The sequence below is a fragment of the Methanolapillus millepedarum genome, from assembly GCF_032594115.1.
In the GTDB taxonomy this organism is placed as follows: domain Archaea; phylum Halobacteriota; class Methanosarcinia; order Methanosarcinales; family Methanosarcinaceae; genus Methanolapillus; species Methanolapillus millepedarum.
Map to the genome: position 1 here is coordinate 279833 of NZ_CP131060.1, position 17293 is coordinate 297125.

At 43.4% G+C, this 17293-nt stretch carries 17 protein-coding genes; 10 read left to right on the plus strand and 7 right to left on the minus strand.

Features of this window, described 5'->3' with window-relative positions; genetic code table 11:
- The first annotated feature begins 141 nt into the window (after nucleotides 1-141).
- On the plus strand, nucleotides 142-2490 hold the full coding sequence (locus tag MsAc7_RS01390; protein WP_420847455.1) for a DNA topoisomerase I: 2349 nt from the start codon (nucleotides 142-144) through the stop codon (nucleotides 2488-2490).
- 499 nt (nucleotides 2491-2989) lie between these two features.
- On the opposite strand, the gene MsAc7_RS01395 is transcribed toward MsAc7_RS01390, so the two are convergent.
- On the minus strand, nucleotides 2990-3208 hold the full coding sequence (locus MsAc7_RS01395) for a hypothetical protein (RefSeq protein WP_338102823.1): 219 nt from the start codon (nucleotides 3206-3208) through the stop codon (nucleotides 2990-2992).
- A 192-nt stretch (nucleotides 3209-3400) separates the two neighbouring features.
- On the opposite strand from MsAc7_RS01395, the gene MsAc7_RS01400 reads away from it, so the two are divergent.
- A complete protein-coding gene (locus tag MsAc7_RS01400; RefSeq protein WP_338102824.1) occupies nucleotides 3401-4702 on the plus strand; it encodes an MBL fold metallo-hydrolase in 1302 nt (433 codons plus the stop codon).
- A 90-nt stretch (nucleotides 4703-4792) separates the two neighbouring features.
- Here MsAc7_RS01400 and MsAc7_RS01405 read toward each other — a convergent pair whose 3' ends face one another.
- Nucleotides 4793-5407: a uracil-DNA glycosylase gene (locus MsAc7_RS01405; RefSeq protein WP_338102825.1), complete on the minus strand. Its 615-nt coding sequence runs from the start codon at nucleotides 5405-5407 to the stop codon at nucleotides 4793-4795.
- A 117-nt stretch (nucleotides 5408-5524) separates the two neighbouring features.
- Here MsAc7_RS01405 and trkA point away from each other — a divergent pair, with 117 nt between their 5' ends.
- Complete coding sequence (gene trkA, locus MsAc7_RS01410) at nucleotides 5525-6865, plus strand: Trk system potassium transporter TrkA (RefSeq protein WP_338102826.1); 1341 nt, start codon at nucleotides 5525-5527, stop codon at nucleotides 6863-6865.
- Nucleotides 6866-6880: 15 nt separating this feature from the next.
- A complete protein-coding gene (locus MsAc7_RS01415; protein WP_338102827.1) occupies nucleotides 6881-8320 on the plus strand; it encodes a TrkH family potassium uptake protein in 1440 nt (479 codons plus the stop codon).
- Here the strand turns inward: MsAc7_RS01415 and MsAc7_RS08940 are convergent.
- Nucleotides 8228-8533 carry a putative immunity protein gene (locus tag MsAc7_RS08940; RefSeq protein WP_420847456.1) on the minus strand — a complete coding sequence of 102 codons (306 nt, stop codon included), beginning with the start codon at nucleotides 8531-8533 and terminating at the stop codon, nucleotides 8228-8230. The two genes, MsAc7_RS01415 and MsAc7_RS08940, sit on opposite strands and share 93 nt — an antisense overlap.
- 304 nt (nucleotides 8534-8837) lie before the next feature.
- Here MsAc7_RS08940 and MsAc7_RS01420 point away from each other — a divergent pair, with 304 nt between their 5' ends.
- A complete protein-coding gene (locus MsAc7_RS01420; RefSeq protein ID WP_338102828.1) occupies nucleotides 8838-9935 on the plus strand; it encodes a restriction endonuclease in 1098 nt (365 codons plus the stop codon).
- A gap of 418 nt (nucleotides 9936-10353) precedes the next feature.
- On the plus strand, nucleotides 10354-10530 hold the full coding sequence (locus tag MsAc7_RS01425) for a hypothetical protein (protein WP_338102829.1): 177 nt from the start codon (nucleotides 10354-10356) through the stop codon (nucleotides 10528-10530).
- A 258-nt stretch (nucleotides 10531-10788) separates the two neighbouring features.
- Here MsAc7_RS01425 and MsAc7_RS01430 read toward each other — a convergent pair whose 3' ends face one another.
- The 4 genes from MsAc7_RS01430 to MsAc7_RS01445 all read right to left on the minus strand — a co-directional run bounded on the left by MsAc7_RS01430 (nucleotide 10789) and on the right by MsAc7_RS01445 (nucleotide 14454).
- Nucleotides 10789-12219, minus strand: coding sequence for an energy-coupling factor ABC transporter ATP-binding protein (locus tag MsAc7_RS01430; RefSeq protein ID WP_338102830.1), 1431 nt, complete (start codon nucleotides 12217-12219; stop codon nucleotides 10789-10791).
- Nucleotides 12220-12272: 53 nt separating this feature from the next.
- Entirely contained in the window at nucleotides 12273-13061 is a 789-nt protein-coding gene (gene cbiQ, locus MsAc7_RS01435) for a cobalt ECF transporter T component CbiQ (RefSeq protein WP_338102831.1), read from the minus strand.
- A 388-nt stretch (nucleotides 13062-13449) separates the two neighbouring features.
- Complete coding sequence (locus tag MsAc7_RS01440) at nucleotides 13450-13761, minus strand: energy-coupling factor ABC transporter substrate-binding protein (protein ID WP_338102832.1); 312 nt, start codon at nucleotides 13759-13761, stop codon at nucleotides 13450-13452.
- 12 nt (nucleotides 13762-13773) lie between these two features.
- Nucleotides 13774-14454, minus strand: coding sequence for an energy-coupling factor ABC transporter permease (locus MsAc7_RS01445; protein ID WP_338102833.1), 681 nt, complete (start codon nucleotides 14452-14454; stop codon nucleotides 13774-13776).
- A gap of 739 nt (nucleotides 14455-15193) precedes the next feature.
- On the opposite strand from MsAc7_RS01445, the gene MsAc7_RS01450 reads away from it, so the two are divergent.
- The 4 genes from MsAc7_RS01450 (at nucleotide 15194) to cobM (ending at nucleotide 17230) form a co-directional block, all read left to right on the plus strand.
- Complete coding sequence (locus tag MsAc7_RS01450; protein ID WP_338102834.1) at nucleotides 15194-15316, plus strand: hypothetical protein; 123 nt, start codon at nucleotides 15194-15196, stop codon at nucleotides 15314-15316.
- Between the two features lie 153 nt (nucleotides 15317-15469).
- Nucleotides 15470-15736 carry a hypothetical protein gene (locus MsAc7_RS01455; RefSeq protein ID WP_338102835.1) on the plus strand — a complete coding sequence of 89 codons (267 nt, stop codon included), beginning with the start codon at nucleotides 15470-15472 and terminating at the stop codon, nucleotides 15734-15736.
- 67 nt (nucleotides 15737-15803) lie between these two features.
- Complete coding sequence (locus MsAc7_RS01460) at nucleotides 15804-16418, plus strand: cobalt-factor II C(20)-methyltransferase (protein ID WP_338102836.1); 615 nt, start codon at nucleotides 15804-15806, stop codon at nucleotides 16416-16418.
- A gap of 32 nt (nucleotides 16419-16450) precedes the next feature.
- The gene (gene cobM, locus MsAc7_RS01465) at nucleotides 16451-17230 is read left to right on the plus strand and encodes a precorrin-4 C(11)-methyltransferase (RefSeq protein ID WP_420847457.1); all 780 of its coding nucleotides are present in this window, start codon (nucleotides 16451-16453) and stop codon (nucleotides 17228-17230) included.
- The last annotated feature ends 63 nt before the right edge of the window (nucleotides 17231-17293 follow it).

Consider the following 17293-nt stretch of genomic DNA (forward strand, 5'->3'; position numbering starts at 1 on the left):
TTACCCCGGCGAAATTTAAAGAAAGAGTGAACAAAATATAAATAGAACAGTTTGACATAACACATCAAAATCAAAATCTATAAAGAATCTAAATATATTAAAAGTTTAAAAATAACGGAGTTTTACAATTTGTATCTGATCGTGACAGAAAAAGAAACAGCGGCGAAAAGAATCGCGGCGATTCTGGCGGAAAACAAAGTCAAGAAAGTGCGGTACCCGAAACTCGGCGTCGAAACGTACGAATTTGCTTACGGCGGACATGAACGAACAGTCGTGATGGGACTTTCGGGACACGTCGTCGGTATTGATTTTCCAAAAGAATACAACAATTGGCAGAAAAATTCGGCCAAAGATTTGATTGACGCCGACATCATTGTGACCACCACGAACAAAAAAATCGTCACCGCTCTCAAAGTTATCGGAAAAGACGCCGACCTTGTTACAATTGCGACTGACTACGACCGGGAAGGAGAATTGATCGGCGTCGAAGCTTTGTCGCTCATCCAATCCGTCAATCCGAAAGTCAAGTTCAACCGCGCGCTTTACAGTGCGATTACCCCCAAAGACATCACGCACGCCTTTGAAAATCTAACGACCGTTAACTTTAACCTGGCCGATGCCGGTCATTCTCGCGAAGTGATTGATTTGGTGTGGGGTGCATCGCTGACGCGCTACATTTCTCTTTGCGCCGGCCGTCTCGGAAAACTCTTCTTGTCGGTCGGACGCGTTCAGTCGCCGACGCTCGCTCTCATCGTCGAACGTGAAAAAGAGCGGGAAGCATTCGTTCCGGTCGATTATTGGGAAATTGAAGCGACGCTTGAAACCAAAAAGAAAGAGTCGTTTGTATCGGAATATCATCTCAACCGCATTTTTGAAAAAGAAGTGGCCGAACGTATTTTTAAAAATGTCATTGTCGGCGGTTTTGCGAAAGTTGCCGCGGTCGAAGCCAAAGAACGCAAAGAAAAGCCGCCGATTCCGTTTAACACGACCGAATTTTATGTGGCGGCAAACGCGATCGGCATTTCCGTCAACAATGCCAAACGCATGTATCAAACGCTTTACGAAGCCGGTTATTTATCCTATCCGAGAACGGACAGCACCATTTATCCGGAAAGTTTGGAACTCCGCTCCTTAATTGAAATGTTTATCGGCACCGAATTTGAGGTTTATGCCAAAAAACTTCTCAAACAAAAAACACTCACGCCGACGCAAGGCAAAAAAGAAGATCCGGCGCATCCGCCGATTCACCCGGTCGCGCCGGCGAAGCGTTCCGATATGAAAGAAGACGAATGGAAAGTTTACGAACTTGTCGTCCGCCGTTTCTTGGCGACATTTGCGGGCGAAGCCGAGTGGCACACGCTGCGGGTCAATATCGACATCAACGAAGCGGAAAACAAAGAGGAATTCAAAGTCAACGGTTCTCGCCTCACCGATGAGGGTTGGCGCTGGTACTATCCGTACAACAAACCGGAAGACCGCCTCTTACCGCCGCTTTCGGAAGGCGATGTGCTCAAGGTAACGCACAAAGAATTCTATGAAAAGGAAACCCAGCCGCCGAGCCGCTATGGTCAAGGCCGTTTGATCCGGCTGATGGACGACCTGGGTCTTGGAACAAAAGCGACACGCGCCGATATTATCAATAAACTGATTTCCCGATATTATATTCACGGAAACCCGCTCCAGCCGACAAAAATGGCGTACGCCGTCGTCGATACGCTTGAACAATACACGCCGACCATTGTAAAACCCGAAATGACGAAGCGGTTGGAAGAGGACATGGACAAAATTTCGGAAGGCAAAATCAAAGAAGGCGACGTTTTGGCTGAGTCCCGAGAAATGCTGAACATTATCTTTGAAGATTTGGAAAAGAACAGCGAAGACATCGCCAAATCTCTTCAGTCCGGTCTTTTGGAAGACAAAATCGTGGGCAAGTGTCAGCTTTGCGACTCCGACCTCATCATCCGGAAGTCCAAAAAAGGTTCTCGTTTCATTGGCTGCAGCGGCTATCCGGATTGCAGTTATTCTCTTCCGCTTCCGAGAACGGGACAAGTTGTCGTCACCGACAAGATGTGCGATGAGCATAAGATGGCGAAAATTAAAATCATCACCGAAGGCAAACGTCCCTGGGAATTCGGCTGTCCGGCATGCAATTTCAATGATTGGGAGCGCCAAAAAGAAGAGGCGGACAAAAAAGGTCAAACCATGATTCCGTTCGGTGAAGCCGTGAAAAAGGCTCAAGCCCGCGCCAAAGCAAAAAGCAAATCGGAAACGCCGGAAACACTTTCCGACATCAAAGGCCTTGGAGAAGCGTCTTTAAAGAAATTAAATGACGCGAAAGTTGAAACCATCGAAGATTTAGCGGCGGCAAATACGGAAAAGTTAGCAAAGAAGACCGGAATCAGCGTTAAAAATTTGGACAAATGGAAAGAAGCGGCGAATGCGGCAAAGGCTGCAAAAGCAACAAAAGAAGAGTCGGATTCCAATGAATAAGTCTTTAGAGTTGGTTTTTTCAGTTTGATTAATTTGTGATTGGTTAATTACAATTTGATTAATTACAATTTGATTAATTACAATTTGATTAATTACAATTTGATTAATTACAATTTGATTAATTACAATTCGGCTAAATTATTATATCACGTAAACCATCCCGAAAAATCAAACGCTTTGCGTTTGATTTTCTCGGATTCCATGAAAGATAGCAGAATTGGAAGCATCAAGCGCAAACAACAATGGAACAGTCAGTTGCGGTCTGAAACTGTAAACAGTCGGTGCAATCTGTAACTGTAAACAGCAAGGTGTAATCTGAAACTATAAACAGTCGGTGCAATCTGTAACTGTAAACAGCAAGGTGCAATCTGAAACTGTAAACAGCAAGGTGCAATCTGAAACTGTAAACAGCAAGGTACAATCTGTAACTGTAAACAGCAAGGTCCAATCTGAAACTGTAAACAGTAAGGTGCAGTCTGAAACTGAAAAATGTAATTCATCAGCTGTGGAAATCCGCAAAATACAGACGCAAAGCGTCTGATTTTGCGGGGCGGTTTGCTTGATTCATAAATAAAGAGCCGCCTGCGAATTTTTCAGCGACCGAAGGGAGTCGTTCGCGCAGCGAACTTTTTGGAAACAGCCTCCTCCCGCCCCTTGAAAAATTCCGAAGCGAAGGAATTTTTGCGGTAGAATTTGCGGGGCGGTTTGCTTGATTCATAAAGAGCCGCCTGCGAATTTTTCAGCGACCGAAGGGAGCCGTTCGCGCAGCGAACTTTTTGGAAACAGCCTCCCCCCCGCCCCTTGAAAAATTCCGAAGCGGAGCGAAGGAATTTTTGCGGGATGGTTTGCTTGGTTCGTTTAAACTTGCCTTTTCAATTCTATTGCTGGAAATCTTTATTTTTGGGATAACATGGAACTTCAATTTTTAGGCGCCTGCCGGGACATCGGCCGTTCCGGGATTCTTGTCAATCGTGAAATCTTGTTCGACTACGGCATCAAAGTCGGCGAGGTCACCGAATATCCGGCCGGCTCTGTTTTCCCGAAGGCGGTTTTTGTCTCTCACGGACATTTGGACCACGCGGGAGCGATTCCCGGACTTGCCCGTTATTTGCCGGCACCTTCTTTTTTTATGACGCCGCCGACAGCCTCGCTTTCCGAAATGCTGGCACGGGATACGCTGAAAATTGCAGCGGCCGAAGGTGAATATTGCCCGTTTTCGGAAGACGATTTACCGCAACTCTTTCGCCGGACTGTTGAAATCAATCCCGGTCAGTCGTTTGATTTGTCAGAGTATGACCCGGAATTGAGTTACAAAGCCCGCTTCTTTGACGCCGGACATATTCCCGGAGCGGTTTCCATCTTTTTGAAAGAAAAGTCAACGGATCCGGCAAACAAACCTTTTGGAAAAAGTGTTTATTACACCGGCGACGTCAACCATCAAGAAACACGTTTGGTCGGAAAAGCGACGGAAGCGGCTCATGCGGATGCGCTCATCATCGAAAGCACGTATTTCGGGCGCGACCATCCGCCGCGGGAAGAAACCGAAAAGCGTTTTATTGAAGACATTTATGAAACCATCAATCGCGGCGGAACCGTTCTCATTCCGGCGTTTGCCATCGGACGAACGCAGGAAATTTTAATGTTGCTTCATGCGCACGGAATTTCTCCTTTTGTGGAAGGCATGGGCGTTGAAGCATACGAACGGCTGATTCGTTTTCCCGACTATTTGAAGCATCAAAGCAAAACAGAATTGGTTTCTGCTTTCAAAAACGCCGTCAACCTTCAAAAGAAAGATCGGTCGGCCGGAAAGCGTCATGCGCCTCTCGGGTCCGTTATTTTAACGACGTCAGGAATGCTGGAAGGCGGTCCCGCGCTTTATTATTTGGAAAAATTGAAAAATGACCCGCGGTCCCGGCTGATGCTGACAGGATTTCAGGCGGACGGAACAAACGGCCGGCAAATCTTGAATTCAAAGTTCTTTGAAAAAGACGGCAAAATTCACCATGTCAGCATGCAAGTGAACCGCTATGATTTCTCGGCGCATTCCGGCGACAAAGATCTGAAAAAGTTTGTCAAAAGTTTCTGCAAAAACGGAACGGAAAAGGTTTTTTGCGTCCATGGGGAAGACACGGAAGGTTTTGCGGAATGGGTTTCCGATAGTATCGGCGTTGACGCGTACGCGCCGGAAATCGGAGACCGTTTTGTGATTTGATTTTTTGGTTTTATTTTTTATTTGATTTTTATTTGATTTTTTTGGTTTTATTATTTAAGGATTTTATTTGATTTAAGTGATTAAACTCAATCATCCTTCCGTCCACAAATATTTGTATTTATCCAAAAACGAATACTGTTCCTGTTCCCGTTCTCTTTTGTAAATCATGGCGGCCGGATGAAATATTTTTAAAATCATTTTGCCGTCTTTTGTCTTTTTGAGTTCTCCCCAGCCGACGCTTTCGCCGAAGGCTTTTTCAGCGGTGTTTCCGAGAAGAATGATCACATCAGGATTCATGAGACGCAGCTGTTCCGTCAAAAACGGACGGCAAATTTCAATTTCTTTAGCGGTCGGCGTCCGGTTTTCCGGGGGACGGCATTTGAGCGTATTGATAACCGCCCAGCCGCCGTCTTTGATTTCCATGTAATCAATCATTTTGTCAAGCAATTTCCCGGCGCGGCCGCAAAACGGGACACCGGTTTCATCTTCATTTTTACCGGGCGCTTCGCCGATAAAAACGACCTTCGGATGATTCGAACCTTTTGAAATCACCTTGTTCGTCACCGTCAAGTGCAAATCACAGCGCTTGCACGCAAAAATTCGTTTTTCCAAGTCGGAAAACTCGTCCGAGAAGGATTTTGAACGCGCTTCGTCTCCGTTTTCATCATCCAAAAATGAATTTAAATCCACGGGAATAAGTTTCATAAAGCCAAAAAAGAGTTTAAGTTATATATATTAGCAATATATTAGAATTTTAGAATTTCATAATTTATCCGTCTCAGCATTCTTTTTTGTTCAAAATCAATTTCGGGGGAAATTTCAGTGAAAGTCATTGTTGTCGGCGCCGGCGAAGTCGGTTACAACATTGCCAAAATAATGTCCGAGAAAAATGATGTGATCGTCATTGAAAAGGACACCGAGCGCGCGGCGCGCGCCAACGAGCTGGATGTCGGCGTCGTCGTTGGAAATGGCGCTAATGTCGATATTCTCAAAAAATTGCCGTCTTTTGATTTGTTTGTTGCCGTCAGCAGTAATGATGAAATTAATATCCTGGCTTGTCTGGCAGCGAAAGCTGTTTCCAAAGAAAAGGCAAAAACAATCGCCCGTGTCAGCAATCCGGATTATATTAAAAAACCGGTTTCCAAAAGGACCGAAGTCGGTATCGACGTCATGGTTTGCCCCGAACTTGCGCTGGCTTCTGAAATTGCCGAACTTTTGTACCTTCGGGGTGCCATCGATGCCGAACTGTTCGCGGACGGCAAAGTGGAAATGGTTGTCTTCTTAATCTCCGAAAAAAATCCGCTCATCGGGAAGCCCTTTAAAGAATTGGATATTGCAAAATGTTGCATTATCAGTGCCGTCATGCGCCAAAATGAAGTGATCATCCCTAACGGTAACAGTTTTCTGATGCCGGGCGACAATGCGATTATCATCTGTAAAACCGAAGACATTGACCACATTCAATCCTTATTCTCGCCGGAAGAAGAATCCGGCAAAAAAAAGCGGAAAAAAATTCTCTTGATCGGTTGCGGTGACGTTGGTTTGTATTTGGCGAATCTGATTGACAAAGATCCCAATGTCGATTTAAAAATCATTGAGCAAAACGAAGACCGTTGCCTGGAAATCGCGGATTTGCTTCCGAATTCTTTGATTTTAAAGGGGGACGCGACAGATGTGGATCTGTTAAAAGAAGAAGATGCCGGCGGTTCAAACGTTGTGGTCGCCGTCACCGACAGCGATGAAAAAAACTTGCTGTGCGGTCTTATGGCCAAACATTTCGGCGCGGGAAAAGTTATTGCGCGCACGAGCCATCCGGATTATATTCCGGTTTTCGAAATGGTCGGCGTCGACATTGCGCTCAGCACCCGAAACGCAACAATTAACGAAGTGCTTCGCCTGACCGCCGGAACCAGTATCGAAACATTGCGGTCGGTACCGCAGTCTAAATCCGAAATTTTAGAGTACCACGCCACCGAAAAATCCAAAATTGTCGGAACGCCGCTTAAAAATTTGGATTTTCCGAAAGATGCGATTATCAGCATGGTGGTCCGCGGAAACGACCTGCTTGTCCCGAACGGAAACTTAATTGTTCAGCCGGAAGACCGCGTCATCTTATTTTCAAAACCGGAAGCTTACTCCAAACTCAGCAAATTGTTTAAATGAAAACCGTGAGAATGTATGAATTTTAACAATATTTTTTCCATTATCGGAAAAGTTTTGCTGATTTTGGCCGGCGTCCAACTCATTCCGCTCATCGTTGCCGTTTACTACCATGAGCCGCTGGTCCCATTTATTGTTTCAATGATTGCGGCGGGCGTCGTTGGTTATTTGTTTCACCGCTTCTCAAAACCGAATAATGACGAATGGATGATTCGGGAAAGTTATGCGGTTGTTGCCTTCAGCTGGCTTTTTTGCGCTTTATTTTGTTCAATTCCTTTTTTGTTTGCGGGTCTTTCTCCCATTAACGCTTTTTTTGAATCCATGTCGGGAGTCACCACAACCGGCTCAACCGTTTTGTCAGATATTGAATCTTATTCCAAAAGCATTCTCTTTTGGCGCAGTTTCATTCAGTGGCTCGGCGGTCTTGGTTTAATTGCTCTTTTCATCGCTGTTATTCCGAAAGTCAACATGCGCGGGCGTCAACTTTACAAAACAGAATTTTCAGGACCGACCGAAGACAAAATCAGCCCGAAAATCAGCAACACGGCCAAGATTTTATGGGGACTCTACGTCGGGTTTACTTTAATTTTAATGATTCTGCTGTTGTTTTTAAAGATGCCCTTTTACGACGCCGTGGTCCATTCGCTGGCAACAATGTCAAGCGGCGGTTTTTCTCCGTACAATGACAGCATTTTGCATTTCGGCAATTTCAAAATCGAGCTCATACTCATGTTTTTTATGTTGGTCGCCGGGACAAATTTTGCGTTGATTCATAAAGCGTTGACCAAAAATATCCGTTCCCTGGTCCGTGACGAGGAATTCAAAGCTTATATTTTGTTTTTCGTCATCATTGTCGGTTTTTTATCCATTCTTTTGATTCGGGATATGAACTACAGTGTTTTTGAGTCTTTGCGTTATGCGTCTTTTCAGGTCAGCAGCATTATGACAACCACCGGTTATTCAAGCATTGATTTTAATACATGGAGCGATTCCGCGAAAATGGTTTTGTTGCTGGCGATGTTTACCGGCGGATGTTCCGGCTCAACCGCCGGCGGCCCGACTTTTGTCCGCTGGCTGATCGTTATCCGCCACGCGCGCCGTGATATTTTCAAATTTTTACACCCAAACGCCGTCAAACCCATTAAATACAACGGGAAAAGCCTTCCGGAAGACCTGGTCAACTCTGTTCTTTCTTTCATCGCGCTTTATTTTTTGGTTTTCATCATCAGTGCTGTTCTTCTCAGCATTTTGGGTCTGGACATTGTCTCCGCCGTGACGTCTTCCATCACCTCTCTTGGGAACATCGGTCCGGGTTTTGGTGCCATGCTCGGTCCCTTTGACAACTTCGGCGTCCTTCCGCCGTTGTCACGCCTCATCTTGATTGCCAATATGTGGATCGGAAGGCTTGAACTGTACACCGTTCTTTTGCTGTTCACGTCGGAATTTTGGAAAAAGTAACCGTCGAATAATATCGCCTCTTGCCCACAATCGCGCGTTTTCAACGGTTTTTTGCGGGCGTTGATCTGTCGGATGCTTTTCTTCAAAAATCGGAAGGATGCGTGTTGTACAATCCAAAGCCCATAATATAAGCGTCCGATGATTTTGTTTCTCAACCAATTCTCGAATCGGTTGAATACATTCGCTTTCCCGCGAAAATAATAATTTTTTCATTTTTCCCTTCCTGTTCTATTCCGGCTTTTGAATAATAACATTTATAAGAGAATAAGATGTATGATTGCATAATAGTTTAGTCGTTATATAATATACAACTCTTATAATTTTAATTCATTATCTTCGAATTTTTATTTTATCAGTCCATCTCGGCTGAATAATAGGTCAAATGATATTTGAATTAAATAACGGATTAAAAAATAAATTCAGCTTGAATCAAAACGATTTGAATTAAAAAACTTTATATATTGTCTTCGTTGTAGTCTTATAATTTACCATAAAACAGGGATTAAAAGGTGATTTCATGGCAGATTTCTCAAAATACTTGGGAAAAGAAGAGCGTGTGCTCAATTCCATTGATATGAAAGACGAAACAATTTTCGCAACCAACAATCCGGCCGCAGCCGAATGGAAAAGCTGGACAACTCTTGTCCTGACCAACAAAAGGTTCTTTTCGCTCAACAAGAAAAAGTTAAGCATGCGTGAATTCCGTTTGGAAGATGTCGTGTCAACCGGATGGGTTTATCACCCGCAATGGGGACGAATTATCGGTGCCGTTATCAACATCATCCTGGCGGCGGTGATTCTTTATTTTGCCCAAAGTTCTGTTGATTCGTTGGTCAATTATCTGACCGGCGTTTATGCTTACGACGACATTTCCTCCTACTCTCAGTACATCGTCTACTTCTTTTATTTCATCGCGGCTCTCCTCTTAATCGGCGCCGTCCTTGACATTATCGCCTATTTCCTTTACAAAAGAACCACCTTTTTAATGACGACAAAAGACGGTAAAGAATACCGTTTCCTGCTTCGCGGCCGCGGCAGTCAAATTGATGATTTCAGAATGGCTGTTCAAGACGCTAAGGATTTGTATTTGGAAGAAACCGAAAACCGTTATTTCGACAAGATGCGATCTGTTCTGTTTAACCAATCCAATTACGAATATGCGCTCAACAACCAAGCGCCGGAATATAAAACCCAGCTTTCGGGTGACAAAACTCAAAAAATCGACAACAAGACAAAATCCGTTGAAGGCAGCAAGAACGGGCAAATCGAAGCGGCGGAAATCAAGCAATTGGGCGGTAAAGCCGATGATTTCATGAGCCAAGTGAAAGTTGTGTTTACGGAACTTGGATTTGACATCACAACACTTCAAAACGGAAAAGGCGCCGATTTAATTTTGACCGGCGAAGGCCTCAAATATGCCGTTGCCGTCGAAAGCCGGGACCGGGTTGTGACCACCGATGACGTGACGGAAATCATTCAAGCGCGCGATTTCAACCGCTGTGACTTCGGAATGCTTGTCGTCGAAGGCGACGTTTCCGCCGACGTGCGCAATTTCGCTCAACTCAACAACATTAAAATCATCGGTCTCAACGATACGGATGAGATTCGAAAGTAATGATTGAATTGAAATCAAAGATCAAAAGGGCGGATTTCGGTTTTACCGTTTCCGCCTTTTTTATTATTTGACTTTGTTCCATTTTTATTTTCCCGTTTTCCTTTTTTCTGTCCGTTTTCTTTCTTTTTTGCGGCGGGCAGCCGCGTGCGTTATAGCGACACACTTTTGTTTTTGAGCCAAGCAAACCGGTTGGTAATTTTTTGGTTTGATTCAAGCAAATCGGCGGGATATTTTTTGTTTTTAAGCCAAGCAAACCATCCCGCTTAAACAGACGCGTATCGCGTCTGTTTAAGCGGATGTCGCAGGACAGTCGGTGCAGATTGGAACTGAAAACAGCAGGTACAAATCGGAACTGAAATCAGCAGATACAAATCGGAACTGAAAACAGCAGATACAAATCGGAACTGAAAAGCAGTCGGTGCAGATTGGAACTGAAAAGCAGTCGGTGCAGATTGGAACTGAAAAGCAGTCGGTGCAGATTGAAACTGAAAAGCAGTCGGCGCAGATTGGAACTGAAAAGCAGTCGGTGCAGATTGGAACTGAAAACAGCAGATACAAATTGGAACTGAAAACAGCAGATACAAATCGGAACTGAAAACAGCAGGTACAAATCGGAACTGAAAACAGCAGATACAAATCGGAACTGAAAACAGCAGGTACAAATCGAAACTGAAAACAGTAGGTACAAATCGGAACTGAAAACAGTACGCAAATCGAAACCAAAAATAGAATCTGCAGATGTCTTCCGAAAAGGAAACGGACTGGCAATCTCAAGGAACTTTATTCAAAATAAAAGACTTTAAAAGGCTCAAAAAGTTCATCGAAATTCGATATTGAATTCGTTATCTCAACATCATCCGCGCGTTTCTTCATCCTCAATACCGTGGTCATAAGTACTTACTTTCAATTTATTTTCCTCAACGCTCAGCTTTTCCGGATTTTCCTCTCGTTTTTTTGCGTTTTCATCAATTTCCGCCGCACTCTTTCCGATCGGATGGAATGACAAACGAATGCCGCTTTTCTTAATATAGTCCCGAATGCGTTTTGATGTATGTTCCACCATGCCCTGGCTGGTTAAAATCAAACACCGGTTGCCGGTGAGCGCGTTTAAAATGGATTTGTCGATCACGCCGGAATTGCAAACGACAGGAATTCCTTCTTCTTCCGCGCGCTCTTTGCTTTTTTTGCCCATCGCGCCGATGAAATTGATTTTGTATTCCGCAACAATTTGTTCATATTCATTTTTATCAAAGCTGTCCATGTTGTAAACGCAAATATTTCCGGGATTAAGCACGCGCCGATTCAGTTCGACAACGGCGGTCCCGTCATCATTTTTACACAACACGCGGGAATTGACGGCTTCGTAAAGCCCGTCTTTGGAGTAGTCGCCGTAAAGAACGCCCAAGTTCACGCATTCACCGACGCGGGTGTTGGGACCGACAGACACGCGCATCAAATCAATTTTGTGAAGCAATTGAACCAACTCCGGAATATCTTTCGGCTGCTGCCCGCCGGTGGCCAGCCAACGCTTTTCCAATTCATGGTAAAAGTCCAAAATCACCGGATTTTTAAGGGACGCATTGCGCACCTGCGCTTCATTCGAAAATACTTCTTTGGGCGAGCCTTCGTCAATGAGTTTGCCGCCGGACATCAAAAAAACGCGGTCGGACCATTTGTACGCCAAATCTACATCGTGTGTGGAAATAATGATGGTTTTTCCGGAATGATTGAGCTCGTTTAAAATATCTAAAATTTCATCCGCGCCGACCGGATCTAAATTGGACAGCGGCTCATCCAAGATAATGACGTCGGGGTCCATGGCAAGAACGCCGGCGATCGCCACCCGTTTCTTTTGGCCGCCGCTTAAATGGTGCGGCGGCTTATCTTTAAGACTTTGAAGGCCGAAATAGTCCAACATTTTGCTGACAATTCGATCGATTTCTTCTTTTTTATAATTCAAATTCACGGGACCAAACGCAATGTCTTGATACACCGTCGGCGCGATGATTTGATCATCGGAATTTTGAAACACGATTCCAACCCGTTTTCGAAGGTCAAGAAGACCGGAAGACGAATAAGAAATTTCTTTGCCGCCGAGAAGCACTTTTCCTTTTTTGGGCTTGAGCGTCCCATTCAAAAGCAAAAATAATGTGGACTTTCCGGAACCGTTTTTCCCGACAAACGAGACTTTTTCACCGGCCGGGATTTGAATGGAAACGTCATCAATGGCTTTTGTACCGTCCGGATAACTGTATTCCAATTTTTCTGTTTCTAAAATAATCATGAAAACTTTCCCTCAATTGTGAATCATGAATGATTTAATCTATAAAACCGGCATTAAAAGAATTGATATCCTCTCGTATAAACAAAAACCGCTGCCGTCAGACCTATAAATAAAATTGAAACGGCAGCGTCGGCAACTTTGATTTTGTATTTTTGCGTGTAAAACGGCAATTTTCCCGTGTAGCATCTTGAATTCATAGACAAATAGAGCTTGTCTCCCTGTTCAATGGTTTGAACAAATAAGCTGCCGACCAACATCCCGAGTGAACGGACGCTGTTTTTAAGACCTTTGTATCCGAACCGCATTTTTTGAGAGGATTGGATGTTAATCGCCGTTTCCAAAAAGACGAAAATGTAGCGGTAAATCAGCATGGACAGTTCCACAAATATGTCCAAAAAGGAAATACGCTTGAAATAAGAAAACATTTCAAGCATCGGCGTCGTCATGGACAAAAGGAATATGCACGCCAGACCGTTAATGGTTCTTGAAAAGACCAAAACAGCTTGGTTGAGACTGTCAACGGTGATTGAAAACGTCCACCATAAAATGTCGATGGACCATAGGACCTGACTGTTGTCGCCGTGTGTGAAAAATGCCAAAATAATACAACTGACCAGCGCAAACCCGAGTAAAGTCAGAAACAATTTAAAATAGAATTTGACAGGAACTTTCCCGAAAATAATCGTAGCCGCAATCATGCAAACCGCAATGAAAAACGGCAAAATCGGCGTATTGGAAAACAGACCGGCCAACAGTCCGAAAATAACCAAAAACAGCTTCAAGGATGTATTTTTATATCTGAGCGGACTCAGAAGCGCAATATCATCCAGATTGGTTACCATATTTTCCACCGAAAAATAAGAATTGAATTTTAAAATAGAATACTGTCCACATAAAGAAGCTTTTGATTGTATTAAAACTTGATGTTATTCAGAAATATTAAACGCCCGAAAAAAGACAAGAGATGACATAAGTAAAGAAATCATGTTAACAAAAATTGTTATTTTTCAGCATGAATTTGTTTTTTTAAAAACCGGCGCATTCGTCATCCCATTTTTAAAATCGGCGTTGGCTTTTTCTTCGCCGTTAAAACGTGTTGCTGTAACGCGCGCGTGTCAGCGGAAAAAACCGAAAAAACCGAAAAAAACCGGTTATAAAATGAAAAGATCAAAGAAAATAAAAAAGAGTTTGCATTGAACCTCAACATCAACGCAAACATAAACTAAATTTTTAAGTATCTTTTGCCGGTTTGTTATTCTTTTTGACTTTGCTCATCGCATAATAATATCCGAAGAACCAACCGATGATCAAAGCGCCGATTGCGCCCTGTAAACAAAACAGAAGGCTTTCAGTTTCCCCACCGGGCGGCTCCCAAAGCGGTTGTGCAATCGGTTCATAATCCGGATGGAGTTCGTAAATTAAGTCTTCCGCATCACCATCGGCTCCGCTGAATTCTGAATCGGAGTTTAATGTTTGGTAAAGGAAGAAGACGGCCAAAATCAAAATGATGAGAACTAAAAGGTATTCGACTTTGAATTTCATGTTTTTTCCTCCTCAGGCGGCGTCAGGCGCATTTAGCTTATCCACTTGTTCCGGCGTCAACGCTCCTGTTTCGACCAAAAAGTCTCCCTTAACTTTGGCGATGTATTTGAACGCGACAACGATGATAACACCTTCAATAATCGCCAACGGAATCTGGGTCAATGCAAAAATTCCAAGGAACGAAACAAAGCTGCTCATGCCGTAAGCCAGCGCCAATTGAAGGGATGTCATGACATAAGTGGCCAAATCCGCGATAAACGCCGCAATAAAAACATTGACATAAACGTTGACTTTTCCTTTTAACAGGCGATAGCATCCCCAAGCCAAAAGCGGACCGAAAAATCCCATGGAGAAACAGTTGGCGCCAAGTGTTGTCAGACCGCCATGCGCCAACAACAGCGCTTGGAAAAGAAGAACAATTGCCGATAAAACGGCCGTGATTGCCGGACCAAAAGTAACCGCTGAAAGGCCGGTACCGGTCGGGTGCGACGATGACATTGTCACCGGGGACGGAATTTTTAAACTGGACAAAACAAAAATAAATGCGCCCGAAACGGCTAAAAGCGGTAAAACTTCCCGGTTTTTCCGGACAATTTTGTTGAGTTGATAAATACCGACAATCAAAATAATAATTGTCAGACCCCACCAAAAAGCAGCCCACGGTACGGGAAGCATTCCTTCCATAATGTGCATAACTTTTCAAGCTCCCTTTTCGTTCAAAATAGTTACTAACGATAACAAATTAAAAGCCGATAAATGATTTATCATCGACTCTCTGTTACCACTTAAACATAAATAAAACCGTTGATTAAAACAATTAAAATTGAATTCATTTTCAAATTTAATCTTTTTTGTTCAATTTATATATTGAAATCAAAGCATTTTTTAAAAATGACACTGCTTTAATCAGTCAATAATCAATTTAATCGTTTTTCAACAAAGTAATGATGAATAGGACATTCTTTGAATATAAAGACCGCAGATTTGGGTTAAACATGTAATCTAAAAAGATAATAATTGAAAAAGAACCCGGAAAAGTTTGCCGGATTTTCTTCCGGCGAAAAACAATACCGGACTTTCGAAGAAAAATCAATTTGAAATTCAAAAATAGCTCAACCAAAGGAAAAGATATAAAATAAAACAAAATGATTTAGATGTTTAATTTTCAAAATTCATCGAAAAAATCAAATTTAGATGATTTTCAGATGATTCAAATTTCGGTCATTTTCGATGAATGGAATTTATTGAAATTACCGTCATATTTATTCATAAAAAAACCCTACGTTTTTGTTACTCAATATTTCAATAAAAAATGAAACATAATATTTCAATAAAAAATGAAACATAATATTTCAATAAAAATGAAACATAATATTTCAATAAAAAACGAAACATAATTAATGAACATAATTAATCAAAATCCGGTGAAAAAATGTGTGAACTTATCGGCGTCAGTGGCGGACCAACCAAACCGGAAATCGTAGCCGTTTCTCTTTTTAAGCTGGACATTCGGGACGGAGATGTGTTTGCGGATGTCGGTTGCGGAACCGGTTAGATTTCCATTGAAGCGACGCGTCTCGCCGACCACTTAACCATTTATGCGATTGACGCGCGCGAGGCTGCGACCGATGTCGCCGCTCAGAACTTTAAAAATTTCGGCGTTTCAGCAACCGTTTTTCTCGGCGAATCGGCCGATGTGATTTCGCGGTTGGACCATGTCGATTGCGCTTTTGTCGGCGGAACGAAAAACATTACCGCCGTTTTGGACAAATTGGTTGAAAAAGGCGCACGTTCCATTATTGTCAATGCCGTCCGAATTGAAACGGTCGTCAGAGTCATTGAACACATGAAAAAGCTCGGAATTTACGACGAAACGGTTCACATCATCGCGTCCAAAAGCGAAGAACTGACCGGAGAGACCATGTTTAAACCGGAAAACCCGGTGTACATCATGTGCGCCAAACGAAAAGAATAATTCATAATTAATTTTATTATTTCATGATTTATTTCTAATTTTTAAAATACGAATCGGAGAACTAAAAATGTTATATGGTGTCGGACTCGGTCCCGGAGACCCGGAATTGCTCACAATCAAAGCGGTCAATATTTTAAAGGAAAGTATCAAAGTGTTTGTGCCGGGAGAAATGGCCGCCGATTTGGTGCGCCCGTATGTGACGGAAGAACCGGAATATCTCGATTTTCCCATGATTTACGATAAAGAAAAACTCAATGAAATTTGGACGGAAAACGCGAAAAAGGTCGCCGAATATGCCCGAAAAGGCACCGTCGCGTTCTGTCTTATTGGTGACCCGAATTTCTTTTCCACATTTACCCACATGAAAAAAGTGATGGAAGAAGTTGCGCCGGATGTCAAGACCGCAACGGTTCCCGGAATCAGTTCCATCACCTCCTGCGCGTCGCAAATGGGCGTCGCCGTCGAATCTTCTTTTGAAGTGCATGACGGATCCGATATCGGATATATGATTCATTTAAAAGCCCGAAAACCGCGCGAGATCATGGAAAAATTCAAGAAAAAAGGATACACGGAATTTATTTTCGCAGAACGGCTCTTTTCGGACCGCGAAGTCATTATTAAGGACCAGAGCAAGATTCCGGAAGAAGGAAACTATTTCAGTATTATGTACGCCAAAAAATAACAATGAGAAAAGCAAAGGACGGAGGAAAAAATATGGCAGGAAAAGAAAAAGCCGCAAAAAAAGAGAAAAAATCCAAAAAAGTGACCAATGAAATTTACATTGTCGGCGCCGGCCCGGGCGATGAAAAACTGATTACCGTCAAAGGAAAAGAGCTGCTCAAAAAAGCCGATTTGGTCATTTACGCCGGCTCTTTGGTCAATCCGAAAGTGCTGAAATATACGAAAGGAGAGTGTGTGGACAGTTACGGTCTCACGCTGGACGAAACCACCAAAATGACGGTGGACGCCGTGAACGCCGGCAAGATGGTCGTTCGCCTGCACAGCGGCGACCCGGCGCTTTACGGATCCATTGTGGAGCAAACCGAAGAACTGAAAAAATACGGCATTACCGCCAAACGCGTTCCCGGCGTTTCATCGGTCTTTGCGGTGGCGGCAGCGCTTGAAACACAATTTACGCTGAACAACGTCTCCGATTCTCTCATTATCACCCGGCCGGCCGGCACCACGCTTGAAACGGATCAAATACCTGAATTTTCGGAACTGGGCGTGACGATGGCGATTTTTTTGGGCACCCAAAAGATTGAGGAAATTATGAAAAAAGTCCGCTGCCCGAAAACAACGCCGGTTGCTGTTGTCTTCCACGCGTCTTGGGATGACGAAGCCGTCATTCGCGGAACGGTGGAAGATATTGCCAAAAAAGTGAAAGAAGCCGGCATCAAACGGTCGGCAATGATCATTATCGGCGATGTCGTGGACCCGAAAAATTACGCCAAATCTTACCTGTACGGCGTCAAACAAGGTCCTTTGGACTAAAACAAACAGATTCCGGATTAAAAATCAAACAAATTTCTCGGATTAAATAAGAAACGAAGGGAA